Source organism: Nocardioides pyridinolyticus (assembly GCF_054653575.1).
In genome coordinates this window covers 348,450-363,213 of the sequence record NZ_BAAIFY010000001.1, presented here as the reverse complement: position 1 = coordinate 363,213, position 14,764 = coordinate 348,450, and the positions used below count along the sequence as shown (strand labels likewise).

The following is a 14,764-nucleotide window of genomic DNA, read 5'->3' as shown; positions in this document are numbered from 1 at the left end:
GCCCCGACTGTGCGATTCCTGGACACCTGCAGCGTGACGCATGTCACACCGCCGCACCGGCGTCGTTCCCCAGGGCGGGACGCCGGAACTCGGCCGACCCGACGTCACCCGAAGCTGTCGTAGTGAATCCGGTCGAGCTGGACGCCGGACTCCTTCAGGAGGGCCAGAACGGCATCGGTCATCGCCGGTGGCCCGGCCATGTAGAAGCGGGCACCCGTGAGCTCCGGCAGCGCACGGGCCAGGGCGTCGGTGACGAATCCGCGAGCTCCGTCCCACCCGGGCCCGGGCTGCGCCAGCGCACCCGACACCCGGCCGTCGGGGAGCTCGTCGGCGAGACCGAGCAGTTCCTGCCAGCACACCAGCTCCTCGCGGGTGTTGGCGCCGAAGAAGACGTGGGTGGGCCTGGGGTCGGACCTCGCCACCAGACCACGAAGCATCCCCAGGATCGGCGCGACACCGGTGCCTCCGGCCACCAGACAGGTGGGCTGTTCGGAGTCACGCACCCACATCTCCCCGTAGGGCAGCTCGAGGGAGATCTCGGCACCGGTGCCGAGCGAGAACAGGCGCTCACTGCCGGGTCGCCCATCGTAGCGCTTGGCGATGAAGTCCACGTCTGCCGAACCGGACAGGTTCGCCATCGAGTAGCACCGTCGCAGGCCGGCACCGAGCTCGAGGATCGCGTGCTGCCCCTCCCGGTAGGCGATCGCGCGGTCGAGCCGGAACCGGAACCGCCGGATGTCCGGTCCCAGATCCTCTTCCTCGACGAGGACCGCCGCGCACGAGTCGGTGGCGAACTCCGGTCGCGGCTCACCGCTCACCCACGCCGGCTTGATCACCAGATCAGTCGTCGCGCTGGTCTGGCAGGCGAGTATGCGTCCGCGCCGCGCATCCCGCGGGCTCACCGCCGGGGCCTCGTCGAACAGCGTGCTGACGCCACCCTCGAGCAGGACCACCTTGCAGGTCCCGCAGCTTCCCCAGCCGCATTCGAAGGGAAGCCACACCCCCGCGCGCTGGGCCGCCCGGAGGATCCGCTCCCCTTCGAGCACCGGAAACCAGGTGTCGGAGTCAGCGATTCGGACCGCGTGGACGTCCCCGGCTGCCACGGTCAGACACCACAGCCGCTGCGCAGCTCGGCGTGTTGGCGCTCCACCTCCGCAACCACGTCGTCAGCGGCCATCGGCACCGGCGCGGTCTCGAACAAGGGTGCCAGCGCCATCACCGCAGCGTGTGCCTTGGGCTCCCACACGTCGAGCCATCCCTCAAGCACCTCGCCCAAGCCGGAGTCGCGGTCGAGGGCATAGGTCGTCAATGCCTGCGTCCAGTCTCGGCTGCGTCGGCTGTCGTGCTGGAACTCGGTGAACATCTGGCTGAGCAAGTGGTCGTCGTTACTGGCCGCCAGCGCAGCGAACTGCCAGTTGAGCAGGGCGTCCACCGCCGGCTTCACCGCGAGGTTCAATGCAGTGAACGCCTCGCCCCAGTCGTAGGCGATGAGCATCTCCTCGAGCGCCTTCCGCAGGGGCTGCCAGGCCTGGCCGTTCTCCCAAGGCTCTCGGGCCGTGCGGGTCTCCACCAACTGGTCGCCGTGCGCGTTGCCGAGCACCTTGGTCCAGTAGGCGATCCGCTGGATACGGCGGAGCTCGTCGGCCGCCTGGAAGTTCGCGCAGTTGGTGATGTAGGAGGACGGTGCCATCTGGCCCACGTACAGTCCCGTCATCTGCAGGATGTGGAGCGGGAACCGGAGCGGCACGTACAGGTCGGCCAGCGTCGAGACCCAGCCCTGGTCCAGCTTCTCGGTGGCGCCGGAGTCCTCGAACTGGTCGACCAGGCCGTCGACGTAGGTCTCGTGGACCTTCTGGAGGGCGACGTACTCCTTGTAGGTGAGCTTGTGGGGGTCTCGGAACTGCTCCCAGTCGTCAACCTGGAACTGCGATCCCTCGCGGTGCTTCAGGTACCAGCGGTTGATCGGCACATCGGGGTCCAGCTCGAAGGGCACCGGGTCGCGACGGAAGTGGTAGTGAAACTTGCCCGTGACCACCTCGTAGGGGCTCGGCCTCCTCTGGACATCCCCGAACAAGCTCCACGTCTTCGGGGCCTTGCGAAGCTTCGTCGCCACTGTCATCCCTCTCGGTCCAGGTGCCAGATGATCTCGTCGTCGCCGACGTTGATCCGTCCCGAGAAGCCGGCCAGGTTCGGTTCGATGCCGGACAGTCGGAAGGGATGGCCGAGCTCGTCCTCGAGCGTCGTCCGCGTCAGCCGGCAGCGACGCTCGGTGCTGATCCGGATGTAGCCACCCTGGTCGTCCACGACGACCTCGGTGCCCGGGTTGTCGGTCTCGATGGCGTTGATCATCGCGTTGCAGAACTCTGTGTCCACGCCCCGCAGGATCGGGCCCACCATCTTCTTGGGTTCTTCGGTACCGTCACTGACGCTTGCCATCAAGCACTCCTCATCCGGGAAGGCCGTGGTAGCGGCGCTCCCCGTCTTGCGGGACCCCTACCTGGATCTTGTCGTCGGTCACCCTGACCGGATACTCGAACAGGCGGCAGCCGCTCGGGTTGAGGCCCTGGCCGGTCCGCAGGTCGAACTCCCAGTGGTGCCCCTTGCACAGCAGGACCGAGGTGGCGGCGTCCCAGTCCCCGTCCGCCAGCGCGACCTCCTGGTGGGGACAGATCCCCTGGTAGGCCTTGAGGTCGCCCCCTTCGAGGTGGGCGATCATCACCTCCTCACCATCGACGTCGAAGTCGAGGAGGTCGCCCTCCCACACCTCGGACACGTCCACGACGTCGACCCAGTGAAGTTCCGCGCTCATGCGTGCTCAAGCCTCGTAGAAGGCGTAGACGACATCCATGGCCACGATGCCGGCGCTGTCCACCGTCGCGTCAGCCGGCATCGTCACGCCCTTGAACCGCACTCCCAGAGGCTTGTCCTGCGGTGCCACCCGGCGGTTCACGGAGTGGAGAGCGATCTTCTGGGCCACCGCGTCCATGGTGTCCTCGGTGAAGACCGGCACCATGTTGAGGACGAAGTCACCGTCCACACATGCCTGTATCGCGATCAGCGCCATGATCGGATCTCCCTTCTGTCGGCCACGACCGAGAGGTCTTCCTCGATCACGAGGCCTCGACGACCGCCGGGTCGCGCTCCTCGAAGGCCCAGGCGTAGTCCGTGGCGTCCTGGCCGGCCTCCTCCATGCTCACGCCCATGTAGTCGAGGACACCGGCGAGGTGCGTCGTCGTGATCGTTCCGCCTTCGAAGTCCGGGCTGAGACTCGGCGCGATCTGTCCGCTCAGGAAGCGGTCGACGATGCTCTGGTGACCCTGGAAGCGGGCCGGGCTCTGCTCGAAGATCCACTGGCACGGCTCGGAGCAGAACGTGTAGCGACGACCCCGGTAGTCGAGGATGTAGGGGTCGGGAGTGTCGAGGAAGCCGGCGTTGTAGCCGGCCGGGGTGCACACCGGGATGTGGCACATGTTGCACACGATCGGGAGCGTCTCGGGCAGCGTGTTCTCTGTCGCGTCGGCCCGCACGTTCTCGGAGATGACGTCCCAGTACTTGCCGAAGCTGTCGTTCCAGCCGGGGTACTTCTCCTCCAGCCAGTCACGCTCCCGCGGCGACACGCCGGCGTCGGGGTTCCACCACACGGTGGGGCGCCAGAACCAGACCCCGAGGTGGTAGGCGTGGTGCAGCCAGTTCTGCTCCTTCTGGTACTGGTCGTCCCAGTACCAGGGCTTCTCGAGACCCAGGTCACGGAACTGGTCCAGGAACTGCTTGTTGATGAGCTCGTCCATGAACTCCCGGAAGGAGTGCCGACGGTGCTCCAGAGGCGTGTAGTAGTCCATCGACAGGCCGGTGAGGAGTGAGAAGACCTTCCACGAGCGCCAGAACATGTGGTCGATGAGCTTCTGGGCGACATCGGCCTTCCCATTCTCCACCAGGATCTTCATCGTCGGCTCCCCCTGCTGCGAGTGCCGAGCCTCATCGGTCTGGATGGAGGAGATCAGCGCGCTGAACTCCAGGTCCCCCACGCCCATGGCGTCGGCGGCCATCCCGAGGAACTGCAGGTTGGTGAACCCGGTCTCGAAGGTGAACGTGAGCTGGAGCGCGGTCGAGACGGCATCGTTCGCGGTGAACATGTCGTCGAACAGCGAACGAGCCGCGATGGCTCCCCACTCGTTCGTGTGGAACGCCTTGTGGGCCCAGTCCATCCGCGGCTCCTTGTCGAGCAGCGTGTACGGGAAGTACGACTGGATCTGACCGTGCCGGGTCTCGTCGAGCGTGCCGTACATCGCCATGTTGCGCCACGCGGCCGCCCGGCCGAACCGACCCATCCGAGCCTCGGCGATCCCCGCGACGTACTCCGGCAGGGCGATGGCCCCGTAGTGGGCCAGGATCGCCGACTTCCAGCCGGGGTCGAGCTGCTCGAAGAGCCGGGACCGGTTCACGACAGCGTTGATGGAGTACACGCTCGCGTCCTTGCCGGCCTGGTTGTGCACGTACTCCGGGTAGGTGATCTTGTACGGCTCGTCCCAGGTCCACCACTGCTCGGCAGGGACGCCGTAGGCGTGGGACAGGTCGTCGGGCCACACCTGGTCCTCGGTGGCGTAGGACAGCGTCCAGTTCATGTCTCGGGTCAGGTCGTACCAGTCTGAACGAGCGAGGCGAGGCATGGGCTTCTCCCTAACTTCCCAGGCGCGTGGTACGCCGTTGGACGGGTGAGCACCCCATGGACGCCGGCCTGTCAGAGCGCGAAGTGGAGGACGTGCTCCCGTTCGGGTGAATCTGCCGGACTCCGCGCGACCTGTCCCGCCCCGTTCCTCATACAGGAACGAATTCCTCATCGGCCCGGGCGATCAATCGGGCCGACGGCCCGACGCGGCCGCCCGGACCGACCGTTTCGGCGGGTGGGGGCGGCTAGGAGCACGACCGAACGACGAAGGCCCCGAGCTTGCGCTCGGGGCCTTCGTGATGTGTACCCCGTACGGGATTCGAACCCGTGCTTCCGGCGTGAGAGGCCAGCGTCCTGGGCCGCTAGACGAACGGGGCATGTGTTGAGTTGTTGCTGCTTATTGCGTGGCGCCCGGTCTCCCGAGCAACCTGCGAAAGCCTAGCGTTTGCTGGGTTCTCGCACAAAATCGCGGGCCTCCGTGCTGCGGGAGGAACCGCGATCTCAGCTGGGATACTAGGACTCGAACCTAGAATAACTGAACCAGAATCAGTCGTGTTGCCAATTACACCATATCCCAATGGTGACGCTCTCCGGCTCGTTGCCGAGCCGAGGACAAACCTTACACGCGAGGTTCGGAGCCCACCAAAACGCCCTGCCGCTGCGGCGTCCTGGTGGTGCTCCGGAGCCTCATCCGGCGGAAGACGAGCAGCACCACGCCGAGGTAGACGAGCGACTGCGTGAGCGTCACCGGGATCGTCCACCAGCTGCCGCCGACCGGGTTCAGCGTCGATGCCATGTCGCCGAAGGTGAGGGCCAGCCCGAAGGCGAGCCAGTTGTTGAGCACGTGCATGGCGATGCCGGCCTCGAGGCCGCCGGTCAGGACGACGAGGGCACCGGCGACCAGCCCGAACGCCAGCCGGTCGAAGAAGACCGGCGGGCTCTGCGACCCGTGCGCGAGCGCGAACAGCACGGCGGGCAGGAGGATCGCCGCCCAGGTGCGGCCGAACAGGTTGCCGAAGGCCTGGGTGAGGTAGCCGCGGAAGGCGTACTCCTCCCCCGCGGCCTGGAGCGGCGTGAGGAGGAGCACCACGAGCAGGAAGTCGCGCGTGGTCGAGGTGAAGTCGTTGAGGCCGCCGCCGATCTCGACGCTCTCGCCCTGCGCGGGCACGAACACCGACACGACCAGCGTGGCGAACAGCGCGACGAAGGACAGGCCGAAGCAGACGACGAGCCAGCCCCAGCGGATCCGCGGCGTCACCGACGCGAGCCACCGCGGCCGCAGGCCGTGCAGCGTCCGGGTCAGCATCCAGGTGAGCAGGATCGCGCAGGCCAGGGCGACGTTGAGGTAGGCCAGGCCCAGCGGGGTCGGGTCGTCGAGGTCGACCATCCGCTCGACGCCGGCGGTCACGTCGTGCCCGGTCACGGCCAGCCCGACCGCGAACGGGATCTGCACGAGCACCGGCACCGCGACGACGAACCCGGCGATCAGCGCCAGGACGCCGACCAGCGGGCGCCACACGCCGGGCCGGCCACCCCGCTGGACGAGGTGGTACGGGTAGCCCGGCGCCTCCTCCATCAGCTGAGCTCCATCAGGCCAGGGCGCCCTGCAGCCGCCCGAGGCTCCGCTCGCGGCCGAGCAGCTCCATCGACTCGAACAGCGGCGGCGAGACCCGGCGGCCGGTCACGGCAACCCGGACCGGGCCGTACGCGTTGCGCGGCTTGAGGCCGAGCTCCTCGACGAGCTTGGCCTGGAGCGCCTCCTGGATCGCGGCGGTCGACCACTCCGACAGGCCTGCCAGCGCGTCGTACGACGCCTGCACGACCGCCTTGCCGTCGTCGGTGAGCAGCTTCTCGGCGTCGGCCGGGTCGCGGGTGAACTCGGCCTCGTCGACGAAGAGGAAGCCGAGCATGTCGACGGCCTCGACGAGCTTGTTGATCCGCTCGGCGACCAGCGGCATCGCCAGCTCGAGCAGCTGGGCGTCGGCGTCGCTGACCGGGTCGGACACGACCCCGGCGTCCTTCAGGAACGGAAGTGCCCGGTCGGTGATCTCCTCGACCGACAGCATCCGCATGTGCGCGGCGTTGATCGCGTCGGCCTTCTTGGCGTCGAACCGCGCCGGGTTCGGGTTCACGTCCAAGATGTCGAACGCCTCGACCATCTCCTCCAGCGTGAAGACGTCGCGGTCCGCGGCGATCGCCCAGCCGAGCAGCGCCAGATAGTTGAGCAGGCCCTCGGGGAGGAAGCCCTGGTCGCGGTAGAGGAAGAGGTGCGACTCCGGGTCGCGCTTGGAGAGCTTCTTGTTGCCCTCCCCCATCACGAACGGCAGGTGACCGAACTCCGGGACGACCTTGCCGATGCCGAGGTCGACCAGCGCCCGGTGGAGCGGGATCTGGCGCGGGGTGCTCGAGAGCAGGTCCTCGCCGCGGAGCACGTGCGTGATCTCCATCAGCGCGTCGTCGACGGGGTTCACCAGCGTGTAGAGCGGGTCGCCGTTGGCCCGGCACAGCGCGAAGTCGGGGACGTACTGCGTCTCGAAGGTGATCTCGCCGCGCACCAGGTCGTTCCACGTGACCGACCCGTCGGGCATGCGGAAGCGGACGACCGGCCTGCGGCCCTCGGCCTCGAACGCGGCGCGCTGCTCGACGGACAGGTCGCGGCAGAAGCCGTCGTAGCCCATCACCTTGGAGCCGGAGGCCTTGCGCCGCGCCTCGACCTCCTCGGTGGTGCAGAAGCAGTCGTAGGTGTAGGACGAGGCCGCGAGCCTCTCGAGCACGTCGCGGTAGAGGTCGCCGCGCTCGGACTGCCGGTACGGCCCGTGCGGCCCGCCCACGACCGGGCCCTCGTCCCAGTCCAGGCCGAGCCACTGCATCGCGCCGAGCATGGCGTCGTAGGACTCCTGGGTCGACCGCTCCTTGTCGGTGTCCTCGATGCGGAAGACCATGGTGCCGCCGTGGTGCCGCGCGAACGCCCAGTTGTAGAGCGCCGTCCGGGCGAACCCGACGTGCGGCGAGCCCGTCGGGGACGGGCAGAACCGGACGCGGACGGTCATCGGGAGGCCACCTTGTTCGTGAGGGTGCCGAGACCGGCGATCGAGATCTCGACCTCGTCGCCGACGTTCATCGGACCGACGCCCTCGGGGGTGCCGGTGAGGATCACGTCGCCCGGCAGGAGGGTCATCACGCTGCTGACGTGGGAGATCAGCGTCGGGATGTCGAAGATCATGTCGTCGGTGCTGCCGTCCTGCTTCACCTCGCCGTTGAGGAAGGTCTGCACGCGGCGGCCCTCGGCGAAGTCGTTCGGGTCGAGGTCGGTCTCGATCCACGGTCCGAGCGGGCAGAAGGAGTCGAAGCCCTTGGCCCGCGTGAACTGCACGTCGCTCCTCTGGAGGTCGCGGGCGGTGACGTCGTTGGCGATCGTGTAGCCGTGGATGACGTCGGTCGCCTGCTCCGGCGGCACGTCGCGGCAGATCCGCCCGATGACCACGGCGAGCTCGCCCTCGAACTGGAGGTTCTGCGTCTCCTGCGGGTAGAAGATCGGGTCGCCCGGCCCGACCACACTGGTGTTCGGCTTGAGGAACATCAGCGGCTCGGTCGGGACGTCGTTGCCCAGCTCCTTGGCGTGCGCGGCGTAGTTGCGGCCGATGCCGACCACCTTGCTGCGCGGCAGCACCGGGGCGAGCAGCCGCACGTCCTCGAGCCGGAACTCCTGGTCGAGCAGCTTCACCCCGACGTACAGCGGGTCGCCGGCGAGCGCGACCACGACGCTGTCGGGGTCGGGCTGGCCGAACTGGTCGAGGTCACCTGTGACCACGCCGTACATCGGGTCCTCGCCGGTCGTGAATCTCGCGATACGCACCCGACGAGCCTAGCGAGCGACCCGCGGTCACCCGTCGCCGAGGTGGAGGGGCTCCGCGACGTGTCACCTAGGGTGTGGCCGTGAGCGCGGAGGCAACGCACCGGGCGCGTCTGTCGCCCTACGTCGAGCCGCACCTCGCCCGGCGCCGAGCCGGCGAGAAGCACCCGATCCACGACTTCCTCTTCCAGTACTACTCGTTCCGGCCGGCGCAGCTGATGCGGTGGCGGGCACCGGGACAGCTCGACGCCAGGACGAGGCCGGTCGCCGAGGCGACCCGCCGCCTGCTCCGGGCGACCGCCGCACGTGAGGGCGACTTCGGCTGCTTCGGACTCCATGAGTGGGCGATGGTCTACGGGGATCCCGCGACCCGGCATCCGCAGCCGCTCCGCCTCGGCGCCGCGGAGACCGACCGGGTCGTCGAGCGCCATCGCGTGCGGTGCAGCCACTGGGATGCCGTCCGGTTCTTCACGCCGGAGGCGCTGCCCCGCAACAGCCTGAGCCCCGGGCCGCGCGACCGGCCGGACTTCGAGCAGCCCGGCTGTCTCCACGGCAACATGGATCTCTACAAGCACGCCTACCGGCTGGCGGACGCGGTCGGCTCCGACCTCGTCGCCGACGCCTTCGAGCTCGCCTGGGACGTGCGGATCATGGACATGCGGGCGGCGCCCTACGACCTGAGCGGCATCACGATCGATCCCTCCGGCGTCGAGTGGACGCCGATCAGGATCGAGACCGCCGAGGGCAAGCGGGAGTACGCCGAGCTCCAGCGCCGGTTCGCCGACCGCGCCGCCCCGATCCGCGCGCGTCTCGTCGAGGAGTGCGAACGGCTGCTGGTCGTCGGGTGACCCCGGCCCTGCCTGTGAGGAACGTCCCAGATGGCGGCCCGGGGGTTGCGCCGCGCCCGGACATCCGAGTTAGGTGAGGCTTACCTAAATCCGCACTCGGAAGGATGGCCGGTGGCGACTCCCCCTGCCCAGCACCTGTTCCACCCCGCCCACGTCGAGCAGTACGTCGCGGCGATGCGGCTCGGGGTCGACCACCTCGCCCGCACGCTGAGCACCGTCCGCGGACCGGCGACCGGGGTGCTCCCCGAGCCGGCCGCGAAGGCGGTCGCCGACGTCGACCTCGACCGGCCCCTGGGCGACGCCGGCGCCGCGCTCGAGGAACTCAGCCGGGTCTACCTCGACGACGCGGTGTGGTTCCACGAGCCGTCGTACGCCGCCCACCTGAACTGCCCCGTGGTGATCCCGGCGCTGCTCGCGGAGGTGTTCGTGAGCGCGGTGAACTCCAGCATGGACACCTTCGACCAGAGCGTCGGGGGGACGTTCGTCGAGCGGCACCTCGTCGACTGGACGGCCGGGCGGATCGGCTTCGGCCCGGCCGCGGACGGGGTCTTCACCAGCGGCGGCACCCAGTCCAACCTCCAGGGCCTCCACCTCGCCCGCGACCGTGCGCTCGCCGAGGGCCACGACGCGCGCACGCTGCGGATCGTCGCCAGCGAGGACAGCCACTTCAGCGTCCAGAAGTCCGCGCGCCTCCTCGGCCTCGGCGACGGCGCCGTCGTCACCGTGCCCACCGACGGCGACCGGCGGATGGACGTCGGCGCGCTCGGCCGCACGCTCGCCCGGGTCGCCGACGCGGGGCTGGTGCCGATGGCCGTCGTCGCGACCGCGGGCACGACCGACTTCGGCGCGATCGACCCGCTGCCCGAGGTCGCCGCGCTCTGCGCGGGGTACGGCGCGTGGCTGCACGTCGACGCGGCGTACGGCGGTGGCCTGCTCGTCTCCCCCACCCGCCGGCACCTCCTCCACGGCATCGACCGGGCCGACTCGGTGACGATCGACTTCCACAAGACGTGGTTCCAGCCGGTCTCCGCGAGCGCGCTGCTCGTCCGCGACGGCGCGCACCTGGGCCACGTGACCTGGCACGCCGACTACCTCAACCCCCAGGACGCCGCCCACCCCAACCAGGTCGACAAGAGCCTGCAGACCACGCGCCGGTTCGACGCGCTCAAGCTGTGGCTGACGCTGCGGGTGATGGGTGCCGACACGATCGGGCAGTACGTCGACACGGTCGCCGACCTCGCGGCCGAGGTCGGGCTGCTGCTGGACGCCGATCCCGACGTCGAGCTCGCGGCCGCCCCGCAGCTGAGCACCCTCGTGTTCCGCCCGACCGGAGTCGACGACGCCGTGCTCCCCCGGATCCGCGCCGCGCTCTACGAGCGTGGTGAGGCGATGGTGGCGTCGACGCGGGTGGGCGGCCGACGCTGGCTCAAGCTCACGCTCCTGAACCCGATGGCGACGCGCGACGACGTGCTCGCCGTCGTCGGCCGCGTCGTCGCGATGGCGGCCGAGCTGCGCCAGGGGGCCGCACGATGAGGGACTTCATCGGCATCGGCGTCGGTCCGTTCAACCTCGGCCTCGCCTGCCTGACCGAGCCGCTCGACGAGCTCGACGGCGTCTTCCTCGAGGCTCGCGACCACCTCGCCTGGCACCCCGGGATGATGCTCGACGACGCCACGCTCCAGGTGCCGTTCCTGGCCGACCTCGTCACGATGGCCGACCCCGCCTCGCGCTGGTCGTTCCTCAGCTACCTCAAGGAGACCGGCAACCTCTACCCGTTCTACATCCGCGAGTCGTTCTACCCGCTGCGCCGCGAGTACGACGACTACTGCCGCTGGGCCGCCGAGCGGCTCGCGAGCGTGCGGTTCGGGCAGGCGGTGACGAGCGTCGAGCACGACGGCACGGCGTACGTGGTGACGACCTCGACCGGTGACGTCCACCGCGGGAGGCGCCTGGTGCTCGGCGTCGGCACGAGGCCGAAGGTGCCCGAACCCCTGCAGGGCATGGGGATCCACTCCTCGGCGTACCTGGACCACAAGGCCGAGCTCCAGCGACTCGGCTCGATCGCGATCGTCGGCAGCGGCCAGAGCGCGGCCGAGATCTACCGCGACCTGCTCGCCGAGAGCCCGGACCACGGCTACCGCCTCACGTGGCTGACGCGCAGCCCGCGGTTCTTCCCGATGGAGTACACCAAGCTGACGCTGGAGATGACGTCGCCGGAGTACACGTCGTACTTCCACGACCTGCCGGCCGCCACCCGCGAGCGGCTCGGTCGCGAGCAGCGCTCGCTCTACAAGGGGATCAGCGGCGACCTGGTCGACGAGATCTTCGACCTGCACTACCGGCTGCGCGTCCAGGGCGACGGGCCGCACACCACGCTCGTCACCAACACGACCGTCACGGGGGCGACCCGCGACGGGGCCTACGAGCTCGCCTGCCACCACGACGAGACGGGCGAGGACTTCACGCTGCGCACCGAGGGCCTCGTCCTCGCGACCGGGTACGCCGCCGAGGTGCCGTCGTTCCTCGACCCGGTCCGCGACCGCATCCGGTGGGACGAGCAGGGCCGGTTCGACGTCGCGCGGCACTACACGGTCGACCACGCCGGCCGGGAGATCTTCGTGCAGAACGCCGAGGAGCACACCCACGGCCTGGCCGCGCCCGACCTCGGGATGGGCGCCTACCGCAACTCGGTGATCATCGCGGCGATGACCGGCCGCGAGGTCTACCCGATCGACAAGCAGATCGCCGTCCAGACGTTCGGAGCACCGCGATGACCCAGCAACCGAGACTCACCCTGGAACCGCTCGACCTCGACCGCGACGCCGCGCTCCTGCACGAGTGGGTGACGCACCCGCGCAGCGTCTTCTGGCAGATGCAGGGCTCGAGCCTGGCCGACGTCGAGCGCGAGTACCGCCGGATCGAGCAGAGCCCGCACCACCAGGCATGGTTGGGCCGCGCCGACGGCGTGCCGTCCTTCCTCGCCGAGACCTATGACCCGGCGCACTCCGAGCTCGCCGACCTGCCGGAGCTGCGGGACGGCGACCTCGGCATGCACGTGCTGGTGGCGCCGCCTGCCGACCCGGCCACCCCGGTGCACGGCTTCACGCGCGCGGTCTTCGGTGCCGTGCTCGACCACTGCTTCGCCGAGCCCGCGGTGCGCCGGGTCGTGGTCGAGCCCGACGCCCGCAACGAGCGGATCCGGGCGCTGAACCGGGCGTTCGGCTTCCGGGAGCTCCGCACGATCACGCTGCCGACCAAGGTGGCGATGTTCTCGGTCCGCGAGCGCGACCATCTCCTCCCGGAGAACCTCGCCGTGGCGCAGCGGCACCTGGTCACCAAGGCGATCGCGGAGTTCGCGCACGAGCGGCTGCTCGCACCCGTGGCGGACGGCGACCGGTGGCTGCTCACCACGCCGGCCGGCGACACGACGTACTCCTTCGCCGCGGAGCTGCTCGCGCTCGACCACTGGGCGATCGACGCGTCGACGCTGACGCGCGTGGTCAAGGACGAGCCGGCGGCGCCGGACGTGCAGGACTTCGTCGTGGAGTTCGCGGAGGTGCTCGGCATCCCCGACGCGCTGCTGCCGACCTACCTCGAGGAGCTCGCGGCGACGTTGGCCTCCGCGTGCTGGAAGCTGACGCACTCCACGGCGACCGTCGACGACCTGCTGACGGCCGGCTACCAGGAGATCGAGGCCGCGATGACCGAGGGCCACCCGGGCTTCGTCGCCAACAACGGGCGGGTCGGGTTCGGGGCGGACGACTTCGCGGCGTACGCGCCCGAGACCGGCAGCACGGTCCGCCTGCACTGGCTGGCCGCCCGGCGCGAGCACACGCTGCTCGCGGGCGATGCCGCGGTGCAGGACGTCGAGGTGCTGGTCGCCGCCGGCCTCGACCCCGCGGGCTACCACCTGGTGCCGGTGCATCCCTGGCAGTGGCGCCACAAGATCGCGATCACCTTCGCCCCCGACCTCGCGCGGCGCGACCTCGTGCACCTCGGCGAGGGGCCGGACGGCTACCGGGCGCAGCAGTCGATCCGCACCTTCTTCAACACCACCGACCCCGCGCAGCCCTACGTCAAGACCGCGCTGTCGATCCAGAACATGGGCTTCATGCGCGGGCTGTCCCCGCGCTACATGGCCGCGACCCCGGCGATCAACGACTGGGTGCACGGCGTCGTGTCGGCCGACCCGACGCTGCAGGCGTGCGGCTTCTCGGTGCTGCGCGAGATCGCGTCGGTCGGGTACACCGGCGACGCCTACCACCGGCTCGGGATCCGCTCGCCCTACACCAAGATGATCGCGGCGCTGTGGCGCGAGAGCCCGGTGCCCTCGTTGGCGGAGGGCGAGCGGCTGATGACGATGGCCGCGCTGCTGCACCGCGACGGCGCCGGCCGGTCCTTCGCTGCCGCCCTGATCGGCGCGTCGGGGCTCGACGCCGCCGGGTGGGTACGCCGCTACCTCGACGCCTACCTCCGCCCGATCGTGCACTGCCTGCTCGCGCACGACCTCGCGTTCATGCCGCACGGCGAGAACCTCGTGCTGGTGCTGCGCGACCAGGTGCCGGTGCGGGCGATCATGAAGGACATCGGCGAGGAGGTCGCGGTGATGAGCACCTCTCGGCCGCTGCCGGAGGAGGTCGAGCGGGTCCGCGTCGACATCGACCAGGACACCAGGTCGCTGGCCCTGCACACCGACGTCTTCGACGGCGTCCTGCGCCACCTCGCCGCGATCCTGCACACCGACGGGGTGCTCGACGAGCGGGTCTTCTGGGCCGAGGCGCGCGACTGCGTGCAGCGGCACGCGGACGAGCACCCGGAGCTCGCGAGCGCCGCGGCGGCGTACGACCTCCGGCGGGCGGAGTTCCGGCACAGCTGTCTCAACCGCCTCCAGCTCCGCAACACCTTGGAGATGGTGGACCTCGCCGACCAGAGTCAGTCGCTCATCTACGCCGGGGCGTTGGATAATCCCATCGCGTGACCTCCCGGCTGACCGAGATCAACGTCGACTGCGCGGACCCCGCGCGGCTGGCCGAGTTCTGGTGCGCCGCGCTCGGGTACGCCGTCGTCGACTCCACCGACGACCTGGTCGAGATCGGGCCGGAGCGGGGGTCGGACGCCGAGCTGCTCGACGCGGTGCGCGAGGGACCGCTCGCCCCGTCGCTGTTCTTCGCCGCGGTGCCGGAGGGCAAGACGGTGAAGAACCGGCTGCACCTCGACCTGTCCCCGATCGACGGCACCCAGGCCGAGGAGGTCGAGCGGCTGCTCGCGCTGGGGGCCACCCACACCGACGTCGGCCAGTCCCCGGACGACAGCTGGGTGGTCCTGGCCGACCCGGAGGGCAACGAGTTCTGCGTGCTGCGCAGCCTCGCGGCGGGCGAGTTCAGCCTGTGACGGCAG

General features: G+C 69.8%; 14 protein-coding genes and 2 tRNA genes. 5 read left to right on the top strand and 11 right to left on the bottom strand.

The features are described from left to right. Positions 1-104 precede the first annotated feature (104 nt). The 11 genes from ACYQ0U_RS01865 to ACYQ0U_RS01815 form a co-directional block, all read right to left on the bottom strand. Positions 105-1,103, bottom strand: a complete 999-nt coding sequence (locus tag ACYQ0U_RS01865) for a 2Fe-2S iron-sulfur cluster-binding protein (RefSeq protein WP_459968761.1) — start codon at positions 1,101-1,103, stop codon at positions 105-107. Positions 1,104-1,105: 2 nt separating this feature from the next. After that, a complete protein-coding gene (locus ACYQ0U_RS01860; protein WP_459968759.1) occupies positions 1,106-2,113 on the bottom strand; it encodes an aromatic/alkene monooxygenase hydroxylase subunit beta in 1,008 nt (335 codons plus the stop codon). Positions 2,114-2,115: 2 nt separating this feature from the next. Then, positions 2,116-2,436: an MmoB/DmpM family protein gene (locus ACYQ0U_RS01855; protein ID WP_459968757.1), complete on the bottom strand. Its 321-nt coding sequence runs from the start codon at positions 2,434-2,436 to the stop codon at positions 2,116-2,118. Positions 2,437-2,446: 10 nt separating this feature from the next. Beyond that, complete coding sequence (locus ACYQ0U_RS01850) at positions 2,447-2,809, bottom strand: monooxygenase system ferredoxin subunit (RefSeq protein WP_459968755.1); 363 nt, start codon at positions 2,807-2,809, stop codon at positions 2,447-2,449. Positions 2,810-2,815: 6 nt separating this feature from the next. Next, on the bottom strand, positions 2,816-3,064 hold the full coding sequence (locus tag ACYQ0U_RS01845; RefSeq protein ID WP_459968753.1) for a toluene-4-monooxygenase system B family protein: 249 nt from the start codon (positions 3,062-3,064) through the stop codon (positions 2,816-2,818). A 46-nt stretch (positions 3,065-3,110) separates the two neighbouring features. Further along, positions 3,111-4,667, bottom strand: coding sequence for a YHS domain-containing protein (locus ACYQ0U_RS01840; protein WP_459968751.1), 1,557 nt, complete (start codon positions 4,665-4,667; stop codon positions 3,111-3,113). 303 nt (positions 4,668-4,970) lie between these two features. Continuing rightward, positions 4,971-5,043, bottom strand: a tRNA-Glu gene (locus ACYQ0U_RS01835). A gap of 128 nt (positions 5,044-5,171) precedes the next feature. Beyond that, positions 5,172-5,243, bottom strand: a tRNA-Gln gene (locus tag ACYQ0U_RS01830). Between the two features lie 42 nt (positions 5,244-5,285). Continuing rightward, complete coding sequence (locus tag ACYQ0U_RS01825) at positions 5,286-6,242, bottom strand: CPBP family intramembrane glutamic endopeptidase (RefSeq protein WP_459968749.1); 957 nt, start codon at positions 6,240-6,242, stop codon at positions 5,286-5,288. Between the two features lie 13 nt (positions 6,243-6,255). Further along, positions 6,256-7,716, bottom strand: a complete 1,461-nt coding sequence (gene gltX / locus ACYQ0U_RS01820; protein WP_459968747.1) for a glutamate--tRNA ligase — start codon at positions 7,714-7,716, stop codon at positions 6,256-6,258. Continuing rightward, a complete protein-coding gene (locus ACYQ0U_RS01815) occupies positions 7,713-8,522 on the bottom strand; it encodes a fumarylacetoacetate hydrolase family protein (protein ID WP_459968745.1) in 810 nt (269 codons plus the stop codon). Before ACYQ0U_RS01815 ends, gltX begins: the two co-directional genes overlap by 4 nt. Positions 8,523-8,602: 80 nt before the next feature. On the opposite strand from ACYQ0U_RS01815, the gene ACYQ0U_RS01810 reads away from it, so the two are divergent. The 5 genes from ACYQ0U_RS01810 to ACYQ0U_RS01790 all read left to right on the top strand — a co-directional run bounded on the left by ACYQ0U_RS01810 (position 8,603) and on the right by ACYQ0U_RS01790 (position 14,758). Beyond that, a complete protein-coding gene (locus ACYQ0U_RS01810) occupies positions 8,603-9,367 on the top strand; it encodes a 3-methyladenine DNA glycosylase (RefSeq protein WP_459968743.1) in 765 nt (254 codons plus the stop codon). Between the two features lie 111 nt (positions 9,368-9,478). Beyond that, a complete protein-coding gene (locus ACYQ0U_RS01805) occupies positions 9,479-10,900 on the top strand; it encodes a pyridoxal phosphate-dependent decarboxylase family protein (protein ID WP_459968741.1) in 1,422 nt (473 codons plus the stop codon). Beyond that, positions 10,897-12,141: a lysine N(6)-hydroxylase/L-ornithine N(5)-oxygenase family protein gene (locus ACYQ0U_RS01800; protein ID WP_459968738.1), complete on the top strand. Its 1,245-nt coding sequence runs from the start codon at positions 10,897-10,899 to the stop codon at positions 12,139-12,141. The genes ACYQ0U_RS01805 and ACYQ0U_RS01800 overlap by 4 nt, the downstream gene beginning before the upstream one ends. Further along, the gene (locus tag ACYQ0U_RS01795; protein ID WP_459968736.1) at positions 12,138-14,345 is read left to right on the top strand and encodes a GNAT family N-acetyltransferase; all 2,208 of its coding nucleotides are present in this window, start codon (positions 12,138-12,140) and stop codon (positions 14,343-14,345) included. The genes ACYQ0U_RS01800 and ACYQ0U_RS01795 overlap by 4 nt, the downstream gene beginning before the upstream one ends. Next, positions 14,342-14,758 (top strand): VOC family protein, encoded by a 417-nt coding sequence (locus ACYQ0U_RS01790; RefSeq protein WP_459968734.1) that lies wholly within the window; start codon positions 14,342-14,344, stop codon positions 14,756-14,758. Before ACYQ0U_RS01795 ends, ACYQ0U_RS01790 begins: the two co-directional genes overlap by 4 nt. The last annotated feature ends 6 nt before the right edge of the window (positions 14,759-14,764 follow it).